Here is a 24,497-nt window from a genome sequence, read left to right on the forward strand (position 1 = left end):
TTATATTTTTAAATTAAAGTAATTTGCCAAAAATTTACCGACACCGTCATCATTGTTTGATTCGGTGACATGATCCGCAACGAATTTAATATCATCGATCGCATTGCTCATCGCGACACCGTGCTGTACATATTCAAGCATTTCGGTATCATTATCCTCATCGCCGAATGCAATCGTATTTTTCTGGTCGATGCCGAGATATCCGCGGACATAGTCCACACCGACTGCTTTATTGATGCCTTTTTTGATGATTTCAAGCACCGGATACGGCGCGCCCCAGCGTCTGTGTTCGATCGCTTCGGCGAACAGGTCATCCAGTTCCTGTCTGATTGCCGGAATCTCTTTTTCTTCCGCCTGAATCAGAATCGTTGTCGGGCCTTCTTCCATCGTCTGCGTCAGCTCACCGACTTTGACGACCGGCTCACCCATGCTGAACGCGTCAAATAAAACTTCATCATGATAATGAAGGTAGACCGTGTCCTTTATTTCAGCAACAATATTTTGTATGTTCAGTTCAGGAACTCTGCGTGCAATCTCGATGGCCACATCAAGATCCAGTTCTTCATGAACCGTTTTAAAATTGAAATCGCTCGGGTGGTGGACGAAGGCGCCGTTGAAGTTGACCACAGGTGTGTTCATACCGAGTTCTGTATAATAAGGCTCACTCGCACGGTAAGGTCTTCCCGTAGAAATCATGATCTCATGACCCTGTGTTTTAAGTTCATTTAAAACTTGTTTAGTATACGGAGTGATTGTTTTTTTATCCGTTAATAGTGTTCCGTCTAAATCCAGACATATTAAATACTTCTCCATAGCTTAGCTCCTCTATTAAAGTTCACAATTCTATGATAGCATTTATATTTAAACCTTGTTAATAATTTGTTATTATAAAGATAAGTAATTCTCTAAAGGAGTGAGATGGATGGATAAGGAAATGGAAGAAAGCATGATGGGTGCAATAGAAAACGTCATCGACCCTGAGCTTGGCATAGATATCGTCAACCTGGGTCTGGTTTATGGCGTGAACCTTGATGAGGATGGCAATGCAGGTGTAGAAATGACATTGACATCAATGGGCTGTCCGATGGGACCGCAGATTGTTGACGGCGTTAAGCAGGCGCTCGCAGAACTGCCGGAAGTAAAAGACACAGAAGTAAACATCGTCTGGAACCCGCCTTGGGACAAAGACAAGATGAGCCGCTACGCTAAGATTGCACTCGGCGTAAGCTAAATAGATGATTATATAACTGAGGACCGTCACATTGTGACGGTCTTTTATTTTTGTTTGGGAGTTGCATGATCCTTTTTTGAAAATAAAGACCGATCGGCCGTTAGGCGTGTGCGATCGGCCAAGTGGGGTGCGGTTCGGCCGGTAAAAATATTCAATCGTCCACTCCATACAAAAAAACAGACGGCCACAGCCGTCTGTTCACCAACTTCAATTATATCAATGTATTTCTCCAAATGGACTGTTGAGGTCATCGCCTTCGCACGCCATCGTTTCGATCGCCGCGTGCAGCCCCCGAACGATATCATTCAGCGGTATCGCGGGCATACGGTTTTTATTTTCAACCAGCTCTTCGGCATACGGCACATGGATGAAGCCGAATTTTGAACCGGTGAATTCGGTGTCGACGAGGCTGCCGAGCTGATATAGGACGTGGTTGCATACGAACGTGCCGGCGGTGTTGGAGAGCCGGGCAGGGACGCCTGCGTCCTGAATCGCCTGGACCATCCTTTTGACCGGCATGTTGGAAAAGTAGGCGGGCGGGCCTTCCTGCTCGATCATTTCATCAATCGGCTGGTTGCCCGCGTTGTCCGGGATTCTGGCGTCATCGATGTTGATGGCGACGCGTTCAACGCACATTTCACTTCTGCCGCCGGCGAGGCCGACCGCCAGGAAGAAATTGAAATCATCGCCGATCATCAGTTCACGGAGTATATTTTTCGATTCATCGAACTCGGTCGGAATCTCCGCTTTTACGATTTCAAATCCGCTGATCGCATCCGGTAATTTTTTCACCGCTTCATAAGAAGGGTTGGTCTCTGCACCGTTGAACGGGTCGAATCCGGTAACTAAAATTTTCATCAAAACACTTCCTTAAAATATGAAATGGTAAAGAATCGCAAATGTTCCGAGGCCAAAACAGTAATAGCTGAAAATGATCAGGTTGCCGCGTTCCATGACGCCCTGCAGCCATCTGAGCGCGTAGTATGTCGCAATCAGTGATGCAACGAATGCAAGTACATATGCGAGCCATAAAGTATCGATATTCGGGTCGCCGATGATGTCCGGGATGCCGATCAGCGCCGTCCCGAGGGAGACCGGGATGTAGAGCAGGAAGACGAATCTGAGTGCGTTTTCCTGATTCAGGCCGACTGCCATCGCGCCGACAAGTGTCGCACCGCTCCGGCTGACGCCCGGCGTCAGGGCGACGACCTGTGACAGACCGACGATGATCGAGTCTTTGACGGTGAGTTCGCCGTCACGCTTCTGGCCGCGTTTATTTTTAATGAACCAGAGCGCGAGGCCCGTCACAAGCAGCATCAGCCCGACGAAGCCCATCGAAATGTTGTCGCCGATGACGTCATTGAGCAGGAGCCCCATCACACCGACAGGAATCGTCGCGATGATTAGATACATCGTGTACCTGGCGTCTTTTATTGCCTGGGCGTCCCTTGCCCCCTGGAATAAAAACCGGCTTAAATTTTTAATGATTGCGATAATATCATTTCTATATATGATCAGCACCGCGAACAGCGATGCGGTATTTAAAAATATTTCAAACGACAAGCCTGAGGATTCGATGCCGAAAAGCTCCCTCGCGATCACCAGATGTCCGCTCGATGAAACCGGAATCGGTTCGGTGATGCCCTGCAGCAGCCCCAAAAATATGTATTTGATCAATTCCCAAAATTCCATTGTTACGCCTCCTAAAAATCTAAACTATAGTATAAAATAAATTTCATTTAAAAGCGATAAATAACTTGAAAAGAGGGTAAAAAGTAGTATAATTAAATTAAGGTCAAAAAAGGTCAAACTCTTAAAATTCATGTGAGGTGACATTTATGGATATAAATAAAATGACCTATCAAGTGCAGTCGATCATCGAACGTGCCCAGGGCATATCGGTGGATCTCAAACTGCAGGCGATAGAATCTGAAGCGGTGGTAAAAGCAATGCTGACCATCGATGAAAGCATGTCGAGAGACATATTGGAACGTGTCAATATTGATGTCGACGCACTCATTGAAAAATACGATGAAAAGCTTGAGAAGTACAACGTGGTCACAGGCGAGAATGTCCAGTACGGCCAGTACATGTCGAACGGATTTACAGGCATCGTGGGCCGTGCGGAAAAGTATATGGCTGAAATGGGAGATACATTCATATCCCAGGAACATATGCTGCTTGCGGCGATCAGAAACGACAATATAATGAAAGAAACTGTCGGCAACAAAGATGAAGTGATCAAAGAAGTGATAGAGAAAGTCAGAGGAGGGAATCATGTGACATCACAAAATCCTGAAGTACAATATGAAGTGTTGCAAAAATACGGCCGTGACCTGGTCGAAGAAGTCAGACACGGCAATGTTGACCCTGTTATCGGCCGTGATGAAGAAGTGAGAAGTACGGTGCGCATATTAAGCCGTAAAAGAAAGAATAACCCGGTGCTGATCGGTGAGCCGGGTGTCGGTAAAACGGCGATCGTCGAAGGACTCGCCCAGCGGATCGTCCGGCGTGACGTACCGGATAGCCTGATGGACAAGACCATTTTTGAACTGGATCTGTCCGCGCTTGTCGCCGGTGCGAAATACCGCGGTGAATTCGAAGAGCGTCTGAAAGCCGTTCTTAAGGAAATAAAGGAATCCGAAGGCCGGATTATTTTATTCATAGACGAAATCCACATGCTTGTCGGTGCCGGTAAAACGGAAGGTGCCATGGATGCGGGGAATATGCTGAAGCCGATGCTCGCACGGGGTGAACTGCACTGTATCGGTGCGACGACGCTGAATGAGTACCGTGAATACATCGAGAAGGATTCCGCCTTGGAACGTCGTTTCCAGAAAGTGCAGGTGCCGGAGCCGGATGTTGAAGATACGATTTCAATTTTGCGCGGCCTGAAGGAGCGTTATGAAGTGCACCACGGTGTCAGAATCACTGACCGTGCACTCGTTGCGGCTGCGGAATTATCCGACCGTTACATTACGGACAGATTCCTGCCGGACAAGGCCATCGACCTGATGGACCAGGCGAGTGCGACAATCCGTACGGAAATGGGCTCGAACCCGACCGAACTGGACCAGATCAACCGCCGCGTCATGCAGCTGGAAATCGAGGAACAGGCGCTTAAAAATGAAGACGACTCCGTATCAAGACTGCGCCTCGATGAACTGCAGAAGGAATTGTCGGAAGCACGTGAGGCGCAGGGCAGCCTGGCGCAGCGTGTCGAAAAAGAGAAAGAACAGATCGGCCGCGTGAACGATAAGCGTGCCGAAGTGGATAAGGCGAGACAGGAACTTGAAGAAGCGGAAAACAATTATGAATTGGAACGTGCCGCCGAGCTCAGACACGGCAGACTGCCGCAGCTTGAAAAGGAAATGGTCGAGCTCGAAACGGAACTGCAGGAGGCGAGTGCCGGTGAAAACCGCATCATCCGTGAAGTCGTGACCGAAGAGGAAATCGGCTATATCGTCAGCACATGGACCGGCATCCCGGTTTCGAAACTCGTTGAGACCGAGAAGGATAAACTGCTCAAACTGTCGGATATACTGCATGAGCGCGTCGTCGGCCAGGATGAAGCCGTTGACCTCGTTGCGGATGCAGTCATCCGTGCAAGAGCCGGCATCAAAGATCCGGACCGTCCGATCGGGAGCTTTTTATTTTTAGGACCGACCGGTGTGGGTAAAACAGAACTTGCCAAAACACTCGCGTCCACGATGTTCGACTCCGAGAAACACATGATCCGCATCGATATGAGTGAATACATGGAGAAGCACGCCGTGTCACGGCTCATCGGTGCACCACCGGGATACGTCGGCCACGAAGAGGGCGGTCAGCTCACTGAAGCCATCCGCCGCCAGCCGTACTCCGTCATTCTGCTCGATGAAGTGGAAAAGGCGCACAGCGATGTATTCAACATCCTGCTGCAGCTGTTGGACGAAGGCCGCCTGACAGACTCAAAAGGACGGTCGGTCGATTTCAGAAACACGATCATCATCATGACTTCAAACATCGGCTCCGGCCACCTGCTGGATGCCGTCGAAAACGACGGTGTGCTGACAGACGAAGTCAAAGATACGGTGATGGGCGAAGTCCACATGTACTTCAAGCCTGAAATCATCAACCGCATGGACGACATCGTCATGTTCAGCCCGTTATCGAAAGACAACATGGGCATGATCGTCGACAAGCTGATTGCCGATCTGAACCGCAGACTCGATTCTCAGCATATGACCGTCGAAGTGTCGGACGCCGCAAAAAGATGGATTACAGACGAAGCATACGAGCCCCAATTCGGTGCCCGTCCGCTGAAACGCTTCATCACACGGCACATCGAAACACCGCTCGCCCGCAAAATGATCGCGAGCGACCTCGTCGAAGGCCTGAACTTCAAAGTCGACTACACAGACGGCGAACTCAAATTCGAAACAAAATAATTTAATGGAAATAAAAATCATGCCCCAGGAAGCAGAGGAAACTCTCTACTTCCGGGGCATCTCTTTGTTTTATGGGGTGTTGCAGGCACTCGTGGGTGTGGCGAGTACCTATAAAGTCCATTTAACACGCGTTCGTGATTCAAAAGAGCATGTGCTGAATCGCCATCGGAGCCTCGATTCCAATTCGAAGCGTTGATAGAACGCCATCGGAGCCTCGATTCCAATTCGAAGAGCCGATAGATCTCCATCGGAGCCTCGATTCCAATTCGAAGCGTTGATAGAACGCCATCGGAGCCTCGATTCCAATTCGAAGAGCCGATAGATCGCCATCGGAGCCTCGATTCCAATTCGAAGCGCCGATCCCCGCCAAACAACCATGAAAAATCCCCTGCCAGCACCTGACAGGGGGTTCAACTTTCATAATAATTTATTTAACAAATTCTCCAACTGCATTCTTCAATGCAAACTCAAGTTCATCTACCATCTGATCGCGCGTTTCATCGCTCCAGCCGAGTGTCTTCTGCATAAGAGCGACCACACCGTCCTGATATTTAGTGACGAGATCAACATCGAAATATAAGTCGCCGGTACGGCGGACGAAGTAGTCCGTCGGTTTGGCGATCATTTCATTCTGGATGCTGTAGATCACTTTGGCATGCTCGACAGGCGGCAGGCCGAATTCATTATCAGTATCGACTGCGCCCGCTAAAGTAAATATCTTTTCAGCGTTGCTGCCGTATTTACTTGCAATCGTGCGGCCTTCTTCCTGGGTCAGACCGAACGATTCGGCTTTCAGAGCAGCAGCTTCGACGAATGCTTCGAAGTTGTCACTGCCGCCGACATCTCCTCCGGAAATGACCTGATGCTCTGTATCGCACGCTTTGAACTTCATTCCATATTCTTTCTTCAGTTCTTTCGCCACACGGTCGACGATATCTTCAGCCATATGGCGGTAGCCTGTAAGTTTACCGCCGGCAATATTGATCAGCTTGCTGTCAGCCACCCAGATTTCATCTTTTCTGGATAATTCAGAAGGGCCTTTGCCCGGCTGCTGAATCAATGGACGGATACCTGCCCAGCTGGACTCGATATCATCATCTGCCAGATCAAGTTCAGGAAACATATAGTTCACATTTTTCAGCAGATAATCGCGGTCTTCCTGAGTTGCGATCGGCTTGGCGATATCTTCATCATAAAATGTATCCGTTGTTCCGACATACGTCTTGCCGTTTCTCGGAATCGCGAACATCATTCTGCCATCATCTTTCGTATCGAAATAAATGGCCTGTCCGAGCGGGAAATCACTCTCATCGAAGACGATATGAACGCCTTTTGATAAGACGATATGCTTCTTGATATCTTTAGAAGCAGGGTCTTCCGCACGCACGTCGTCGACCCATGGGCCAGCGGCGTTTATTACCCTGCGGCCTAAGATTTGATACTCACGGCCGCCGAGCGCATCCTGTGCGCGAATACCGACGACTTGCCCTTTGTCATATACGAAACCAGTTGACTTCATGTAATTGACGGGATCGGCACCAAATTCGACGGCTTTTTTCATCACTTCGATCGTCAACCTGGCATCATCGGTTTTGTACTCGACATAGTAACCGCCGCCGAGCAGACCGTCCTGCTTGACGAGAGGCTCTTTATTTTTAACGTCGTCGACTGAAAGCATCTGACGGCGTTCACCTTTTTTCACTCTTGCGAGTGCATCATAGACTTTCAGCCCGATGCTCGTCATCGTCTCGCCGTACGAACCACCTTTATGAAAAGGCAGCAGCATCCATTCCGGTGTTGTCACATGCGGGCCGTTTTCGTAAACGACTGCACGCTCGATACCGGTGGATCTCACGACACCGATCTGCATCTGTTTCAAATAGCGCAGACCGCCGTGAACAAGCTTCGTACTGCGGCTCGATGTACCTGCTGCGAAATCCTGCATCTCCACCAAAGCGACTTTCATACCCCGTTTTGCTGCGTCCAGTGCAACACCTGCACCGGTTATCCCACCACCAATCACCACGACATCATAATCGACTTTTTCCATATGCTCAAGTTGATCTTTTCTGGTTAACATATTTAACATGTTGCAAATCCTCCTAAATGATTGGTATTTCTATATGAATAAACTTATTCTTCTTCTTTGACACGTTTCGGTTTGAAGGACTGCGTGGCACTGACTGCCGCTTGCCAGCCTTCATATAACTCATCAATTTTTTCCTGTTCCATTTCCGGTTCAAATACGGAATCCGTTTCTGTCACCTGCTGGATTTCATCGACGGAAGACCAGAAACCTGACGCAAGTCCTGCAAGATATGCTGAACCGAGTGCAGTCGTTTCAAGCACTTCCGGACGCTCAACACGTGTTCTTAAAAGGTCGGACTGGAACTGCATCAGAAAATCATTTTCTGCAGCGCCGCCGTCGACTCTCAGCATGTCAAGGTTCGTGTCCGCATCCTTCTGCATCGCATCCAGCACATCTTTCGTCTGGTAGGCGAGGGACTCGAGCGTTGCACGGACAAAGTGCTCTTTTTCAGTACCGCGTGACAGTCCGAAAACCGCACCGCGCGCTTCTGAATCCCAGTAAGGGGCACCGAGACCGGTAAATGCCGGCACGACATAGACGCCCTGTGTATCATCCACACGCGTTGCATACTCTTCCGTCTGAGCGGAATCAGTGAACATCCTGAGGCCGTCTCTCAGCCACTGGATGGCACTGCCGGCTACGAAAATTGAACCTTCCAGTGCGTAATGCACTTTTCCGTCAAGTCCGTATGCAATTGTCGTCAGCAGTCCGTTTTCACTCTTCATCGCTTCTGTACCCGTGTTCATCAATAGGAAACAACCGGTACCGTAAGTATTTTTCGTCTGACCTTTTTCAAGACACAGCTGGCCGACAAGTGCTGCCTGCTGGTCACCCGCAATACCTGCGATCGGTACGTTGATGCCGAAGAAGTGTGCTTTCGTCGTTTCACCGTAAACTTCACTAGAAGATTTAACTTCCGGAAGCATCGATTCAGGCACCGTCAGATGCTCAAGCAGTTCAGAATCCCACTTGAGCTCGTGGATATTGTACATTAAAGTACGGCTCGCATTCGTATAATCCGTTACATGCACGTTACCTTCAGTAAAGCGCCAGATGAGCCATGTATCTATTGTCCCGAATAAAAGCTCGCCGTTCTCTGCTTTCTCTCTTGCACCTTCTACATTATCAAGAATCCATTTAACTTTTGTTCCTGAGAAATAAGGGTCAAGAAGCAGACCTGTACGTTCTTTGAATTTCGGCTCCAAATACTGGCTTTTCAGTTCTTCACAAATATCCGCCGTCTGGCGTGACTGCCAGACAACCGCGTTATAAATCGGCTTGCCGGTATTTTTATCCCAGACGACAGTTGTTTCCCTCTGGTTCGTAATACCGATCGCTTCCACCTGTGAAGCCTTGATATTATTCTCGGACAATACTCCGGCAACGCATGCCAGCACCGAGCTCCAGATTTCATTTGCATTGTGCTCGACCCAGCCGGACTGCGGGAAGTACTGCTTGAATTCCTTTTGGCTCGTCGCCACGACTTCTGAGTTTTTATTGAAAAGAATCGCTCTTGAACTCGTTGTACCCTGGTCAATTGACATAATATACTTTTCCATTTTAAAATCCCCCTTGGATTACATTAATTTAGATGTTTCTTCTTTTAAAATCGTCTTGTTTAAGAATACCCCGAAAACGAGTACGGCAATCACGAACACGATGCCTGCAACTAAGTACACATCAGGCGCCCCGAGGAATACGGTATTGTAAACAGCCGCTCCGAGCGCACCGCCTGAAAGCGGTCCTAAAATAGGCACAGGTGCATATTTCCAGTTTGAATCGCCTTTGCCTGGAATCGGTAACAAAAAGTGTGCGAGTCTTGGACCGAAGTCACGTGCCGGGTTGATGGCATATCCTGTTGTACCGCCGAGTGACAGACCGATTGCTGTAATCAGGAAACCGACAATCAACGGATTCAGACCTTCTGTAAATTCATTGGCGCCGATAAATAAAAGTCCCATGACCAAAATGAACGTACCAATCATCTCACTCGTGAAGTTTGCGACATAGTTCGGATAAACCGCGTTTGTTGCATAAACGCCAAGCTTCGTACCCGGGTCCTCCTCTGCTTTAAAGTGCGGCATGAAGTGCAGCCAGACGAGCAGTGCACCGACCATGGCACCTAAAACCTGCGCAATGATGTAAGGCACAACATCCACCCATGGAAATACGCCGGCAAATGCAAAGCCGAGTGTGACTGCGGGATTGATATGAGCGTCCGAAAACTGGCCGACGGCATAAACACCGAATGTTACGGCGAAGCCCCAGCCGAATGCAATGACGACCCAGCCGGCCCCGTTTGCAAGTGATCCTTTCAAATTGACGTTTGCGACAACGCCGGTACCGAACAATACGAGTATCGCGGTGCCGACAAATTCTGCAATATAAACATTCATAACTTGTTTCCCCCTTTGGATTTGTTAATAGGAATTAAAAAAGTCCACACTTATAGTAGGACACTATAAATGCGGACTCTAAATCTCCATCGCTATTAACTTGATTTAAAATATACCCTCTCGATTTTGAAAAGTCAAATTTAAACTTAATCAAACCATAAATCAATTTTTGAAGTGGTGACGAATTTCGCCCCCGCCTGAATCGCCTGATCGACTTCCTGCTGCGTTTCAATCAAACCGCCGGCAATAACATCCACGTTCTGTGTATGTGTATAAAAGTGAATCATCTTCGGCACGATGCCCGGCAGAATTTCTATATAATCGGGACTCGTCTGATTGATCATATCGATACTTTTCTCTACAGATGAAGAATCGATCAGAAAAACACGCAGAATCGTCTGAAGCTTTATCGACTTCGCCTTGTTGATCAGCTTTCCGCGGGTCGTGACGATGCCGTAAGGTTTGAACTTCTGATGGATGTATTCAAGCGCCTCGTTATTAATCGCAAGCCCCTTGATCAGATCCAGATGAATATACACCTGGAAACCATGTTCATGCATCACTTTCATATGACTGGCAAGATTGCCGATGTGAATATCCAGCAGCACCACCTTTTTATAAGGGCCGCCGATCAGCTTTTCAAAATCTTTCATCGAACGTATTGCAGGTAAAATGTTTGTCATGTTAAACCTCGATTATTTTCAATTGGTAAATAAAAACCCCCAGCCGCTGAAAGTCAGCAGATGGGGGAGAATGTCCGCTGCTCTATTCGGCAGCCTCGTTTGGATCTTTCATCATGATATCCAGAACGAAAACAGTCACAGTAATCAATACCGCAAGCAATATACCGCTCATAAAACTGTACGGTCCACCGCCGGCCAGACTGTTCAATATAAAGTTGACCATCTGAGACAACATCAGCGCCCAAACGAAAGTAACGATATATTTCATGGAAGCGACAACTCCTAAACATAATTTAGCTACTCTATATAATAATACAAAATGGATGAAAAGTATAGATACATATCAATAAAAATCTTAATTAATTAATTATTTCACAATGTCTTTGTGAAACCTTTGCCAGTCAAGGGTTGTGTTGAAATCGCTTTCATCGTGCGATAATTCATTACAAATATGTTATTGAAAATAAATATTCAATGGTGTATATTTAAATCCGGAAACCCGTATTGGGCCCAAACATTGAAGTTGCTATTGAAAATATATGATTGGATAATTACAATATGATATAGAAGTGATATTATTTAAAAAATCTCGCAATTCAAAAATCACAAAGATAAAGCGAGTTTGTGAAAAACAAAAAGCGTATAAATAAAAATTAAAAACCATTTTTAAAATCGCGATATAATTGTTTGAATTTTTCGTCTTTTTAAATAAATCAAAGGCTTTAAATAATAGAAGGAGAGATGGGTGATGGTTAATGGTTAAACATCTTTTGGAGGTTAATAACTTAACAACTTCATTCAAAATAGATGGTGAATATTATCCAGCTGTTGATGATGTAAATATGCGTATCCGGGAAAATGAAGTGCTTGCACTGGTCGGTGAATCCGGTTCCGGCAAAAGTGCGACGGCATTCTCACTGATGGGGTTACATAGCCACGCAAGAGTATCCGGAGAAGTTTTATTCCAGGGACAGGACCTGCTTAAAAATAATGAACGTAAAATGAATAAAATCAGAGGCGGAAACATCGCGATGATATTCCAGGATCCGATGACGGCACTGAACCCGCTGATGAAAATTAAACATCAGATTTTAGAAACGCTGACAATCCATAATACAAAAAAGAAAAGCGAACGGGAAGCATACACAATAGAACTGCTTGACCGTGTGGGCATTCCGCGTCCTGAACGTGTGGCAAATGCATACCCGCATGAATTGTCCGGGGGGATGCGCCAGCGTGTCGTCATTGCGATCGCCATCGCTAACCGGCCGAAGCTGCTCATAGCGGATGAGCCGACAACAGCGCTTGACGTGACAATCCAGGCACAGATTCTCGACTTGATCCGTGAGCTGCAGGATGACCTCGGCTCCGGGGTTTTATTGATTACACATGACCTGGGCGTTGTGGCCGAGATGGCCGACCGGGTTGCGGTGATGTATGCGGGGCAGATTGTCGAAGTGGCGCCTGTAAAGGAACTGTTCACCAATCCGCAGCATCCGTATACACGGTCGCTGTTGAACTCGCTGCCGTCGGAAGAACTGCTCGGCGGAAAACTGCACGTCATACAGGGCGTCGTACCGGCACTCAATAAGATGGACCGGGACGGCTGCAGATTCGCACCCAGAATTCCATGGATCAAAGCTGAAGAGCATGAACATAAACCGGAGCTCCGGGAAATTGCACCGGAACACCTGGTGAGATGTACTTGTTATAAAAACTTCTATCTTGATAATTCCATTGATCATAAAGAGATGGAAAAGCACGTTGAAGCCGGGCAGATGGATGGAAAGAAGGGGGCGTCGGTGAGCAATGAGTAACGCATTTTTAGAAATCAATGATTTGAAAATTCACTTTCCGATCAAAGGGGGCTTCTTTAATACGGTGAAAGACCATGTTAAAGCGGTTGACGGAGTGAATATTTCAATTCCAAGAGGAACGACATACGGACTTGTAGGGGAGTCCGGTTCCGGCAAGACGACGACCGGAAAAGCGGTGATGGGACTGAATGACATCACTGAGGGAGAGATTTTTTTCCAAGGGGAAAAACTGAGTGGTAAAGGGAAGAAAGTGGGCGTCAACCGGGATATCCAGATGATATTCCAGGACCCGTATTCTTCATTGAACGTACGTAAACGAGTCTTCGACATCGTTGCGGAACCATTAAAAAACTATGAGAGCTTTTCAAAGAACGAACTGATAGAAGAAGTGCTCAAGCTGCTCGAAAGAGTCGGTCTGCCGCCGGGTTCCTTATATAAGTTCCCGCACGAATTCTCAGGCGGTCAGCGCCAGCGTATCGGGGTCGCCCGTGCGATTGCGCTGAATCCGAAGCTGATCATCGCTGATGAGCCGGTTTCCGCACTCGACGTATCAGTGCAGGCACAGGTGTTGAACTTCATGCAGGAAATTCAGCAGGACATGGATTTGACGATGCTGTTCATCGCGCATGACCTTGGGGTAGTGCGTCATATGTGCCAGCATATCGGTATCATGTATCACGGACGGCTGGTCGAAGAAGGGACTGCCGAAGAAATATTCAACAATCCGCAGCATATATATACGAAGCGGCTGATTGCGGCGATACCGGATACGAATGTCGAAAAAGTGGAAAGTAATCTGAAGCTGCGTCAACAGATCAAAGAAGAGTATGACCAGCATTTTACAGAGTACTTGGACGACGAAGGACGGGCTTTCCCGCTCCAGTCAATTTCCGATACGCATAAAGTTGCGTTACCGGTGAAAGGTTGATGATCTATGATTAAATTTACTCTAAGAAGATTACTTATAACTTTCCCGCAGCTTGTGCTGCTCAGCATACTGGTGTTCTTTATGGGTTCATTGATGCCGGGAGATGCGCTGTCCGGCCTGATTGACCCGTCAATACCGGCAGAAGCGATAGAAGCAAGGCGTGAAGCATTAGGACTTAACAACCCATGGTACATACAGTACAGAGACTGGGTCGTTGCCATGTTCCAGGGGGATTTCGGACAGTCGATATTCCACCAGAGACCGGTAATGGATGTAATTGGAAGCAGGTTGATGAACACAATCTGGCTGTCAGTATTTTCAGTGATCATCATCTATGTCATTGGTATTCCTTTAGGTCTGATTTCAGGCCGTTATAAAGATTCACTGCTTGATTCAGTGATTACAGGCTATACTTACTTAGGTTTTGCGACACCGACATTCGTGTTCGGTCTTGTAGTGTTATGGATTTTCGGTTATCACTTTGGTGTTTTCCCGACGAACGGAAGTGTCGGCGCCGGACTTGAACCGGGATCGGTTGAATATATTTTAAGTAAAATAAACCACTTGATACTGCCGAGTTTCTCAATCGCGCTCATCGGGCTGGTCGGCACCGTGCAGTATTTAAGAAGCGGTGTCATTGAAGCACAGCAAAAGGACTACGTTATGCTTGCCCGTGCCAAAGGGGTTAAGCAAGTATCACTTTACCTTAAGCATATATTCAGAAATGCAATCATACCGATTGCCGCTTTCTTCGGGTATGAGCTGGTCGGACTTCTCGGCGGTTCCATATTCATCGAATGGGTATATGCATATCCGGGCATGGGTGCACTGTTCCTTGAATCTATCCAGACGAGAGACTTCAGTGTGGCCAACGTGTTGATATTGTTCTACGGATTTCTGACTATTGTCGGTGCACTGTTATCTGACATTATTCTGAGTATCGTGGATCCAAGGATTCGAATCAAGTAAGGGAGGGATGTAAAATGAGTCAAAAAGATAAAGATTTGAACAATGAAACAAATGAAGAGACGACTGATGCATCTCGAGAAGAAATCGAACGCCAGAACCGGAGGGCAAGTAATGAACAGAGTACTTCCCGCGATTCGGACGGCCGAGATCCTTACGGAAACAGAGGAGATGAAAGGCTTCACGGCTCATCTGAAATGTCGACGCATATGAATTCCGATATGCCGCCGGGTGCAGGAGACCACGGGGGGTTGGATTATAAAAATCTGCCGAAAAGTACACCGGGCTGGAAAGTGCTTGTGCAGGAACTGATAGCGGATAAGCTGGCTTTATTCTCATTGATAATATTTATATCGATTACGGCTTACGTATTTGGTCTGACGATGTTCCTCGATCAGGCGGAGATTGTATTCGTTGACCTGTTTGCAATCCACGAGCCGCCGAATGAAGAGTTCCGTCTGGGTACGGACTACGGCGGACGTGATATATTCGGACAGCTGATCATCGGCACACGTAACTCACTCGCAATCGGCTTTTTAGTTACATTGATGAGTGTCGGTTTCGGTATCATTTACGGCTTGATTTCAGGTTACTTCGGTGGACAGGTGGATAATGCGTTAATGCGCGTCGTTGACTTCTTCCTTGTACTGCCATTCCTGATGATCGTTATCGTTTTCGTTACGATTGTGCCATCTTATGATATTTGGACATTCAGTGCGATTATGGCGGCGTTCCTGTGGATGGGTACGGCAAGATTGATACGTTCGCTTGCTTTGCAGGAAACAGAGCTTGATTACATCAATGCATCAAAGACATTGGGTACATCAAACTTGAAGATTATCTTTTCACAGTTGATGCCGAATCTTGTCGGGATCATTATCGTAAACGGTACACTATCACTCGCTGCCAACATTGGTATAGAGTCAGGGCTGTCGTTCCTCGGCTTCGGTTTCCCTGAGGACTATCCGTCCCTTGGAACACTGTTGTCATACGCAACGCAGACACAGACCCTTCAGAATAGATGGTGGGTGTGGCTGCCTGCAGCATTGATGATTCTGATATTGATGTTATGTGTCCGTAATATCGGTGAAGCACTGAGACGTGCAGGTGACGCAAGACAGAGACAGGCTTAATATAATTGATGAACAGCGGCTGAAACGGCTGCTGTTTTCTTATGAATTGACGTAAAAAATTTGAAAGAACCAAGAATTGTGGAATTTTTACAATAAATTTGTTAAAAATCGTGAAAGCGCTTTACATACAAAATCTAACAATTTATAATAGAAGGACAAACTGCATTCACTAAATGTTCAAGAGGTCTGAAAGTATCAGAATTAAATTACAAATATAAAATTATACAAAAAATCAGGATACTTAATAATTTTAATGTGTCCACAATTAACATACATGATGATATACATAATAGTATAAATTTCCAAACATGATAAAAATATTGAATTGCATATTGTCTTTTCAGATAATTGTGATAATATTATTTTCAAAGGGATTTCATTATATTTTTAACAAAATGAAATACTTATCCAATTTTTGGTACTGAGTTTCAGGGGACTGAACTTTAGTATATATACAGTTTAATTTTCTACAATAGGGGAGGAAAAATGATGACGAAATTTTCGTGGTCAAGATTAATGTTTTTTACCATGCTGATCTTCGTATTGGCGCTTGCTGCCTGCGGTAACGGCGACTCTTCAGAAGAGGGATCATCTGAAGAAGGCTCGGATGCAGAAACTGAAGAGGGGTCTGAAGAAGGTTCCGAAGATGGCGGCGACGCTGAATCCGGTGATGACGCTGCAGACGGCGGCGATGTATACAACTATGAAGACTTTCCACAAATAGTATCCAATGATGCAGAACCGACAGGGGAAGGCGAACTGACAGTTGGTTACGGTTCAGATACACCTTTTGAAGGTACTTTGAACTGGGCATTCTACCAGGGTGCGCCGGATGCTGACATGATGAGCTTCTTTGGTGAATCAGTGTTCACATTCGACGAAAACCAGATTGCAACAAACGATGGCGCGATCACATACGAAATGAATGAAGAAGACAGTACTGTTACATTTACTGTACAGGATGGCGTGACATGGCATGACGGTGAGCCGCTCAAGATTTCTGACTATGTCGCTTCTTATGAAGTTATTGGACATCCTGACTACGACGGAGTCCGCGGTACAACAGACGGTTTCACTTTAATCGAAGGTTACAGTGAATACCAGGCTGGCGAAGCGGATGAAATCTCAGGTATCGAGATCGTCGATGAGCAGACAGCAGTATTTACTTATACAGAACTTGCGCCTTCACTGACTAACGGTGGTTTCTGGTTCTATGCATTCCCGGAACATCACTATGAGGGTGTTGAAGTTGCAGATATGACTACAGCAGAACAGACTCGTGAAAACCCGATTGGTATCGGACCTTACCAGGTAGAATCAATCACACCGGGTGAAGCGGTTGTTCTTACAAAATATGAAGATTACTGGAGAGGCGAACCAGCTCTTGACGGTATCACAGTTGAAGTTACACCGACTTCTTCAATTGCTAACGCAATCGAAAGCGGCAACATTGACGTTGCAATGAACTTCCCGACTGACCAGTATCCGGATGTTGCGGATATGGAGGGCGTGGAATGGCTTGCACAGCTTGACGCAGCATACACTTACATCGGCTTTAAGCTGGGTAACTGGGATGCAGAAGAAGGCAGAGTTAACTACACACCTGAAGAAATGAAGATGGGTGACGTTGAATTACGTCGTGCTATGTGGCATGCAATGGATAACGATGCAGTAGGCGAACAGTTCTACAATGGACTGCGCTGGAAAGCGACATCATTGATCACACCTTACCACGCAGCATTCCATAAAGATGACTTAGAAGTACCTGAATACGACCCGGCACAAGCTGAAAGTATTCTTGACGAAGCAGGATATGAAGATACGGACGGCGACGGTTTCCGTGAGGACCCGAACGGCGAGCCACTTGAAATCCAGATGGCATCAATGAGCGGTGGCGATGTTGCTGAGCCGCTTACAAACTATTACATCCAGTCATGGAGAGAAGTTGGCCTGAACGTTGTTAAGACAGACGGCCGTCTGATCGAGTTCAACACATTCTACGATATGGTTGAAAACGACGACGAAAGCATCGACATCTACCAGGGCGCATGGGGTGTAGGTACGGATGTTGACCCGGGCGGACTATACGGACCGGAGGCACCATTCAACTACCCGCGTTATGAAACTGAAGAAAGCACTGAGCTGATCCAGAGAGGTAACTCTGAAGAAGCGCTTGACACTGATACTCGTACTGAAATCTATCACGAGTGGCAGGAACTGATGGTCGAAGACATTCCGGTTGCACCGACACTTTACCGTGCATATGTAACACCGGTTAATGAAAATGTGGTTGGCTGGAGTGAAGAGTATGGTCATGATCCTGAAGGCTATAACAGCTTAACAGCTGGCGGCTTATACCAAGTCGGTTTTTCTGAATAGTAACTAGTATGAAGCACTCACTTGATTGTGGGTGCTTTTTTATATTTGTGGAAAGATGTATTTTGTGTTAAATTAGTACCAAGTTATAATATGAGATTATAAGGTGTGGTCAAATGAAAAATGTAGGCGTATTGGGCTTAGGAACCTATGTGCCCGATAGAGTATTTACCAATTTTGATTTCGAAAAAATACTGGATACATCAGATGAATGGATTACAGAAATGACAGGAATAAAAGAACGCCGTTTCGCTGAAGACGATATGGAAACGTCTGATATGGCGGTGCTTGCCGCTGAGCAGGCGCTTGAAAACTCCGGCGTGGATAAAGAAGATATAGATCTGGTCATTGTTGCAACTTCCACAGGCGACCACCGTTTCCCTTCCGTTGCCAATATTGTGCAGGACAGACTCGGCCTTAGAAATGTACCATCTATGGATCAGCTCGCAGCCTGTACCGGTTTTATTTACAGTATGGTCACAGCAAGCCAGTTCATCGAGGCAGGCACATATAAAAATGTACTGATTGTCGGCGTGGATAAGCTGTCCAAAATCACTGATTTTACAGACCGTTCGACGGCAGTCCTGTTCGGGGACGGCGCGGGTGCTGCTGTAATGGGTGAAGTGGACGCGGGCTTCGGCATCAAATCATTCGAACTTGGCAGTAAAGGCAGCGGTGCCTCTTACCTCTATGATGATCAAAAGAGTGGATATCTGCAGATGAATGGACGAGAGGTCTTCAAATTTGCGGTCCGCCAGATGGGCGAGTCCAGCGTCAATGTTACTGAAAAGGCCGGTCTCGATGCAGATGATATCGATATGCTTGTGCCGCATCAGGCGAACATCCGGATTATGGACGCGGCAAGAGAACGTATGAACATGCCTAAAGACAGAATGAGTAGTACAATAGATAAATATGGCAATACTTCAGCTGCATCCATACCTCTCAGTATTCATCATGAGCTGAAAAATGGTAAAATAAAGTCAGGAGATAACCTCGTGTTGGTCGGCTTTGGCGGCGGTCTGACTTGGGGGGCAATTTGCTTAACTTGGGGTAAGAATAAGGAGGAGAAACATGACTAAGCGAAGAGTCGTAATTACGGGGATTGGTGCGTTGACACCAATCGGAAATACAGCAAAAGAAACATGGGAAAATGCACTGGATGGTGTGAACGGTATTGATAAGCTCACAAGATTTGACAACAGTGAGTTCAATATCCATGTTGCTGGTGAATTGAAAGACTTCAATATAGAAGATTATTTAGATAAAAAGGAAGCAAGAAGGATGGACCGTTTCACGCAGTATGCGGTCGTAGCTTCTGATGAAGCGGTCAAGGACTCCGGACTTGTAATCGATGAAAATAATGACACACGTGTAGGCGTGTGGATCGGTTCAGGAATCGGCGGCATCCAGGCACTTCAGGACGGTTTCAAAGTATTGTATGAAAAGGGACCGCGCAGAGTAAGTCCATTCTTCGTACCGATGATGATTCCGGACATGGCAAGTGGACAGGTTTCCATCCGTCACGGTGCAAAAGGACCGAACGGCGCAACTGTCACAGCATGTGCGACAGGTACAAACTCAATCGGTGACGCTTTTAAAATCATTGAACGCGGCCAGGCTGACGTGATGATTTCAGGCGGTACCGAGTCACCGATCACTGAAATGGGCGTGGCAGGGTTCCAGGCGAACCGCGCACTCAGTAAATCAGAAGACCCAAACTATGCATCCGTGCCATTCTCCAAAGACCGTGACGGTTTCGTCATCGGTGAAGGTGCAGGCGTTGTCGTCATTGAAGAATTGGAACACGCACTTGAACGCGGTGCGCACATTTATGCAGAAATCGTCGGCTACGGCATGACAGGCGACGCATACCACATTACAGCTCCGGCTGAAAACGGTGAAGGCGGCGCACGTGCAATGGCTGAAGCATTGAAAGATGCGGAAGTCGAGCCGAATGAAGTCGGCTACGTCAACGCACACGGTACGAGTACAGGCTACAACGACCTGTATGAAACACTCGCACTGAAAACAGTGTTCGGCGAGCACGCACCAAACCTGCTCATCAACTCGACAAAATCCATGACAGGCCACCTGCTCGGAGCAACCGGTGCAGTTGAAGCAATCATCGCTTCCCTGAGCCTCGAGAACGGTAAAGTCCACCCGACAATCAACCTGACCAACCCGGACCCGGAATGTGACCTCAACTACGTCCCGGACGGCACAGTCGACAGCGACCTAAAATACGCCATGAGCAACAGTCTCGGCTTCGGCGGACACAACGCATCACTGCTGTTTAAAAAATATGAAAAATAATCGACTCAAACCTCTTCTGAAATTCAGGAAGAGGTTTTTTTATGAAATAAAGATCTCGCCGGCGGTGTGAGTGGCAGCGCGATTTCGCTTAAGTCCATCGCATCGGCCAAGTGAGGCGTGGTTCGGCCGATAGAGATAAGAATATTCATCCAACGGACCTTCCCGCACCCCAGGATGAGCCGCTAGCCCTCCAACAGACCTTCCCGCATCCCGGGATGAGCCGCTAGCGTTCCAACAGTCCTTCCCGCACCCCGGGACGAGCCGCTAGCGCTCCAACGGACCTTCCCACACCCGGGGACGAGCCGCTAGCGCTCCAACGGACCTTCCCACACCCCGGGACGAGCCGCTAGCGCTCCAACGGTCCATCCCACGCCTCGGGACGACGCATTAAACGTCTATCGATTAATCGTAAGAAAAAAACCGCACACTCTTCAAAGTGTACGGTCTTTATTCTCATATTCATACATATTATAGTAGAAACTTATTTTCTCTTACGGCCGAGTCCCATCGCGCGCTCCATTTTTTCGACCATCTTGTCGGCTTTGCGGCTGGCGTGCGCCTGGCCTTCATCGAGGATATCATCAATGCGTCCGCTTTCTACATACTCATTCACACGGCCCTGGAACTCAACCAAAAAGTTCTCAACGACTTCGCCGAGCGCCACTTTGAATTCACCGTAGCTCTTGCCTGCATATTCAGCTTCGAGATCCTTGATGCTCTTCTCCGTCAGTCCGCTGTAAATCGTCAGCAAGTTCGAAATACCGGGCTTGTTCTCTTTATCGAACATAATTTCAGAACCGGAATCTGTCACTGCACTGCGGATCTTCTTCGCAGCAGTCTTCGGATTATCAAGCAGTGAAATGTAAGACTTTGTATTATCATCACTTTTACTCATTTTACGGGTCGGGTCGTTCAGGCTCATGATGCGCCCGCCGACTTCAGGGTGTTTTACTTCCGGCACTGTAAAGATATCGTTGTATCTGTTGTTGAAACGTTCCGCAATATTGCGTGTCAGCTCGAGGTGCTGATCCTGGTCGTCACCGACCGGCACAACGCTCGCACCGTACAGAAGAATATCCGCCGCCATCAAAGTAGGGTATGTAAGCAGTCCGACATTGATGCCGTCCTTTGAACTCTGCTTCTGAGCCTTATCCTTATACTGCGTCATACGCTCGAGCTCCCCGATATAGCTCACGCACTGCAGCATCCAGCTTGCCTTCGCATGTGCAGCGACTTCACTCTGGACGAATAAAGTGATCTTCTCCGGATCGAGTCCTGACGCGAGGTATATGGCTGCCAGAGTTTTCGTGTTGTCCCGGAGCTTCAATCTGTCCTGAGGCACTGTGATCGCATGCTGGTCGACGATGCAGAAATAGGAGTCATACTCCTCCTGAAGTTCAGTGAATTGCTTATATGCGCCCAAGTAGTTTCCGATTGTCGGAATACCGCTTGGCTGTACACCTGAAAATAATGTTTTCATTTTAGTTACCTTCCCTTTTGACTGTCGATTTTAGTCTTAATAACATAATGATAATAAAATTCACGCATAACTGCAATACAGCCGTCCTTAAATCGAAATAAAACTAAATGTGACAGAAATATAATTTTTCTAAATTTTTGTGTTTTATTAACGTTTTCTCATTTTATTTTAATGTTGGACGGTTATAATATGAATTGTAAGTTAGTTAGACACATAATCATTCCTAAGGATGGTTACATTTTGTCCCACATGGGGTATACTAATATTACAAATCTAATTGAGTATTGGAGTGTGATTTATATGGTAACATTGTTTACTTCTCCAAGTTGCACGTCTTGCCGAAAAGCTAAAGCGTGGTTACAAGAAAATGAAATTCCGTATACTGAAAGAAATATATTCTCTGAGCCATTGACTTTAGAAGAAGTCAAAGCCATTTTAAGAATGACAGAAGATGGTACAGATGAAATAATTTCAACGCGTTCAAAAACTTTCCAAAAGTTGAATGTGGATATCGAATCATTACCTATGAAAGAATTATACACATTGATCATGGAAAATCCAGGTCTGTTGAGAAGACCGATAATCATGGATGAAAAACGTCTGCAGGTCGGCTACAACGAAGATGAGATCCGTCGTTTCTTACCTCGTAAAGTGAGAAACTTCCACCTTCTAGAAGCAAAAAGACTTGCTGAAATGTAATCATCTGTTAAAAAATAAGATTCAGTTTTATCCCCCCTTATATAAACTGATGTATATGCTAATAGGAATGCCTGTAGATTTGTTGAAATCTACAGGCATTTTCAGTATACTTTATAGAACAAAATCAATGTATTTGTTTTATTATTGTAAATGAAGGTATACTATAAGTAAGAATTCTCTTGTGAGAGGAAGTGAAATCAATGAGGATAGAACGTGTTAATGAGTCCACGATAAAATTCTTTATGACTTATGCGGATATTGAAAAGCGCGGCTTTGACAGAGATGAGCTGTGGATGAACAGAAAACGCGGCGAAGAATTCTTCTGGTCGGTTATGGATGAAGTCAATGTGGAACACGGTGAAGGCTTTGGCATGGAAGGCCCGCTATGGATTCAGGTGCATGCATATGACCGTGGTATCGAGGTCGTCGTTTCCAAATCTCAAAATGGTGAGGAAGATTACTCAATGGACCAATCAAATATGAACGTCAATAACAACGATATAGAGTCTTTCCTGAACAATGCCATCGATGAATCTGACAGCAATCAGAAATCGAAAGTTGCCGAGCAGTTTGCATTGGTGAAATTTGATAATTTTGAAACGCTGATTGAGTATGCCCATCAGGTCGATCAGGATGAAACGGTCTACGAGGACCTGCTCCATGTTTATGATGGTGAATACTATTATCAGGTTATCTTCGACAATCGCCTGTCAAAACTCGAAATAGAAGGCATAGAGGCTTCTTTAACCGAGTACAGCAACCCATCCGACGTGGCACCGGCATTGATTGAAGAATATGGTCAAATCATCATGAGCCACAACGTCCGCCGCCAGGTAAGAAGATTTTTCCAAGAAAAATAATTTATTTAACAATAAAATAAATCAAAAACCCCCTTTTTCGGCATATATATAAAAGGGGGTTTTTTATTTTGATTATAGCAATGGATAATCAGGGCACGCACGTCACCGCAGAAAACGCCGTCAGAGGAAAAGATTACTACTGTCCCGTCTGCACTTCACGGCTTACACTGAAGCGGGGCACCATCAAGGCGCCGCATTTTTCGCATCTCCACATCATCGACTGCATAAAGTATTTGTACAAACGGGAGTCTCCCGCACACCTGGAACTGAAAGCGGTGCTCTTTAGCGCACTCCAGCCGCACCATCAGACGGCCATCGAATTTTATTTACAGGAAATCGAACAGATCGCAGATCTTCTGGTCAATAAAAACCGTGCGCTCGAGATACAACTGTCTCAAATTTCGCCGGCGCTGATTGCCCGGCGGACGAAAGGGTATGCGTCACTCGGCATTGAGACGATCTGGCTGCTCGATACGGCAACCATCAAACATGACGCGAGCTATATGTATCCGACGCATTTCCAGCTGTCGACGCAGTCTGCGCATAAAATCTATACGATGGATTTAAAGAGCCATCATATTACGGTGTTTCATATCGGCAATCATATGGGCTGCGGCCGCTTCAAGTACAAAAAGGAACAGCTCACTCCGGAAGACCTCGTTACAGGCATGCCCGCTCCGATACCCATTACAAATAAAAAGCTGTCCCGCCATGAAATGAAAACGATCATTCAGCGGGAGAAGCGTCAGTGGACGGTCCAGAACCCGACGCTGACTTTTTTATATCAGACGGGTCTGACGATGGACACGCTGCCTCTTTACCTGACGTACAGTACGCCGAACGACCGCTATTTGATGAATTCACCGCTCGAGTGGAAGCTGTTCATCTATTACCATCTGGAAGCGGGCACGTTCAACAAAGCGGGCTTCCAGCAGATGCTGAAGCCGAGAATCATGTTTGACTGCCCGGACATCGGCACGCTTTCCAACAGACTGATCGAAGAATACATTATGTTATACAATTCACAATAACGTTCGAAACTTGAAATTTCTCTCAAGAATTGAGAAAATTGAAACATCACAAACAATGGAGG

General features: G+C 46.5%; 22 protein-coding genes. 13 read left to right on the forward strand and 9 right to left on the reverse strand.

Annotation, left to right across the window (positions count from 1 at the left end; all coding sequences use genetic code 11):
* Window positions 1–813 carry a Cof-type HAD-IIB family hydrolase gene (locus BO48_RS08035; RefSeq protein ID WP_496366915.1) on the reverse strand — a complete coding sequence of 271 codons (813 nt, stop codon included), beginning with the start codon at window positions 811–813 and terminating at the stop codon, window positions 1–3.
* A gap of 109 nt (window positions 814–922) precedes the next feature.
* On the opposite strand from BO48_RS08035, the gene BO48_RS08040 reads away from it, so the two are divergent.
* The gene (locus BO48_RS08040; RefSeq protein WP_462420111.1) at window positions 923–1,231 is read left to right on the forward strand and encodes a metal-sulfur cluster assembly factor; all 309 of its coding nucleotides are present in this window, start codon (window positions 923–925) and stop codon (window positions 1,229–1,231) included.
* A gap of 216 nt (window positions 1,232–1,447) precedes the next feature.
* Here BO48_RS08040 and pcp read toward each other — a convergent pair whose 3' ends face one another.
* Both pcp and BO48_RS08050 read right to left on the reverse strand, forming a co-directional pair.
* Window positions 1,448–2,089 (reverse strand): pyroglutamyl-peptidase I, encoded by a 642-nt coding sequence (pcp, locus tag BO48_RS08045; protein ID WP_496366916.1) that lies wholly within the window; start codon window positions 2,087–2,089, stop codon window positions 1,448–1,450.
* Between the two features lie 12 nt (window positions 2,090–2,101).
* The gene (locus tag BO48_RS08050; RefSeq protein WP_496366917.1) at window positions 2,102–2,923 is read right to left on the reverse strand and encodes an undecaprenyl-diphosphate phosphatase; all 822 of its coding nucleotides are present in this window, start codon (window positions 2,921–2,923) and stop codon (window positions 2,102–2,104) included.
* Between the two features lie 146 nt (window positions 2,924–3,069).
* Between BO48_RS08050 and clpB the strand changes: the two genes are divergently transcribed.
* Both clpB and BO48_RS08060 read left to right on the forward strand, forming a co-directional pair.
* A complete protein-coding gene (gene clpB, locus BO48_RS08055; protein ID WP_496366918.1) occupies window positions 3,070–5,661 on the forward strand; it encodes an ATP-dependent chaperone ClpB in 2,592 nt (863 codons plus the stop codon).
* Between the two features lie 4 nt (window positions 5,662–5,665).
* Entirely contained in the window at window positions 5,666–5,857 is a 192-nt protein-coding gene (locus BO48_RS08060; protein ID WP_496366919.1) for a hypothetical protein, read from the forward strand.
* Between the two features lie 231 nt (window positions 5,858–6,088).
* On the opposite strand, the gene BO48_RS08065 is transcribed toward BO48_RS08060, so the two are convergent.
* From BO48_RS08065 to BO48_RS08085, 5 genes are all read right to left on the reverse strand, one after another.
* A complete protein-coding gene (locus BO48_RS08065) occupies window positions 6,089–7,750 on the reverse strand; it encodes a glycerol-3-phosphate dehydrogenase/oxidase (protein ID WP_496366921.1) in 1,662 nt (553 codons plus the stop codon).
* Between the two features lie 44 nt (window positions 7,751–7,794).
* Complete coding sequence (gene glpK, locus BO48_RS08070) at window positions 7,795–9,309, reverse strand: glycerol kinase GlpK (RefSeq protein WP_496366922.1); 1,515 nt, start codon at window positions 9,307–9,309, stop codon at window positions 7,795–7,797.
* 18 nt (window positions 9,310–9,327) lie between these two features.
* Complete coding sequence (locus BO48_RS08075; RefSeq protein WP_496366923.1) at window positions 9,328–10,146, reverse strand: MIP/aquaporin family protein; 819 nt, start codon at window positions 10,144–10,146, stop codon at window positions 9,328–9,330.
* 146 nt (window positions 10,147–10,292) lie between these two features.
* A complete protein-coding gene (locus BO48_RS08080) occupies window positions 10,293–10,829 on the reverse strand; it encodes a glycerol-3-phosphate responsive antiterminator (RefSeq protein WP_496366925.1) in 537 nt (178 codons plus the stop codon).
* Between the two features lie 82 nt (window positions 10,830–10,911).
* Window positions 10,912–11,097, reverse strand: coding sequence for a DUF2929 family protein (locus BO48_RS08085; protein ID WP_496366926.1), 186 nt, complete (start codon window positions 11,095–11,097; stop codon window positions 10,912–10,914).
* Window positions 11,098–11,584: 487 nt separating this feature from the next.
* Between BO48_RS08085 and BO48_RS08090 the strand changes: the two genes are divergently transcribed.
* The 7 genes from BO48_RS08090 (at window position 11,585) to fabF (ending at window position 20,365) form a co-directional block, all read left to right on the forward strand.
* Window positions 11,585–12,646: an ABC transporter ATP-binding protein gene (locus BO48_RS08090; RefSeq protein WP_496366928.1), complete on the forward strand. Its 1,062-nt coding sequence runs from the start codon at window positions 11,585–11,587 to the stop codon at window positions 12,644–12,646.
* Window positions 12,639–13,574, forward strand: coding sequence for an ATP-binding cassette domain-containing protein (locus BO48_RS08095; protein WP_496366929.1), 936 nt, complete (start codon window positions 12,639–12,641; stop codon window positions 13,572–13,574). The genes BO48_RS08090 and BO48_RS08095 overlap by 8 nt, the downstream gene beginning before the upstream one ends.
* Before the next feature lie 6 nt (window positions 13,575–13,580).
* On the forward strand, window positions 13,581–14,543 hold the full coding sequence (locus BO48_RS08100) for an ABC transporter permease (protein ID WP_496366930.1): 963 nt from the start codon (window positions 13,581–13,583) through the stop codon (window positions 14,541–14,543).
* 218 nt (window positions 14,544–14,761) lie between these two features.
* Window positions 14,762–15,673: an ABC transporter permease gene (locus tag BO48_RS08105; RefSeq protein WP_496366987.1), complete on the forward strand. Its 912-nt coding sequence runs from the start codon at window positions 14,762–14,764 to the stop codon at window positions 15,671–15,673.
* Between the two features lie 489 nt (window positions 15,674–16,162).
* Entirely contained in the window at window positions 16,163–18,052 is a 1,890-nt protein-coding gene (locus tag BO48_RS08110) for an oligopeptide ABC transporter substrate-binding protein (protein WP_496366931.1), read from the forward strand.
* Between the two features lie 113 nt (window positions 18,053–18,165).
* Complete coding sequence (locus tag BO48_RS08115; protein ID WP_496366932.1) at window positions 18,166–19,131, forward strand: beta-ketoacyl-ACP synthase III; 966 nt, start codon at window positions 18,166–18,168, stop codon at window positions 19,129–19,131.
* Window positions 19,124–20,365 carry a beta-ketoacyl-ACP synthase II gene (gene fabF / locus BO48_RS08120; RefSeq protein WP_496366933.1) on the forward strand — a complete coding sequence of 414 codons (1,242 nt, stop codon included), beginning with the start codon at window positions 19,124–19,126 and terminating at the stop codon, window positions 20,363–20,365. Before BO48_RS08115 ends, fabF begins: the two co-directional genes overlap by 8 nt.
* 481 nt (window positions 20,366–20,846) lie before the next feature.
* Here the strand turns inward: fabF and trpS are convergent, their stop codons facing one another.
* A complete protein-coding gene (gene trpS / locus BO48_RS08125; protein ID WP_496366934.1) occupies window positions 20,847–21,845 on the reverse strand; it encodes a tryptophan--tRNA ligase in 999 nt (332 codons plus the stop codon).
* A 300-nt stretch (window positions 21,846–22,145) separates the two neighbouring features.
* On the opposite strand from trpS, the gene spxA reads away from it, so the two are divergent.
* The 3 genes from spxA to BO48_RS08140 all read left to right on the forward strand — a co-directional run bounded on the left by spxA (window position 22,146) and on the right by BO48_RS08140 (window position 24,435).
* Window positions 22,146–22,544 carry a transcriptional regulator SpxA gene (spxA, locus tag BO48_RS08130; RefSeq protein WP_097042729.1) on the forward strand — a complete coding sequence of 133 codons (399 nt, stop codon included), beginning with the start codon at window positions 22,146–22,148 and terminating at the stop codon, window positions 22,542–22,544.
* A gap of 200 nt (window positions 22,545–22,744) precedes the next feature.
* The gene (gene mecA, locus BO48_RS08135) at window positions 22,745–23,404 is read left to right on the forward strand and encodes an adaptor protein MecA (RefSeq protein ID WP_496366935.1); all 660 of its coding nucleotides are present in this window, start codon (window positions 22,745–22,747) and stop codon (window positions 23,402–23,404) included.
* Window positions 23,405–23,472: 68 nt separating this feature from the next.
* Window positions 23,473–24,435: a competence protein CoiA gene (locus BO48_RS08140; protein WP_496366936.1), complete on the forward strand. Its 963-nt coding sequence runs from the start codon at window positions 23,473–23,475 to the stop codon at window positions 24,433–24,435.
* The last annotated feature ends 62 nt before the right edge of the window (window positions 24,436–24,497 follow it).

The sequence above is a fragment of the Lacicoccus kunmingensis DSM 17847 genome, assembly GCF_059568765.1.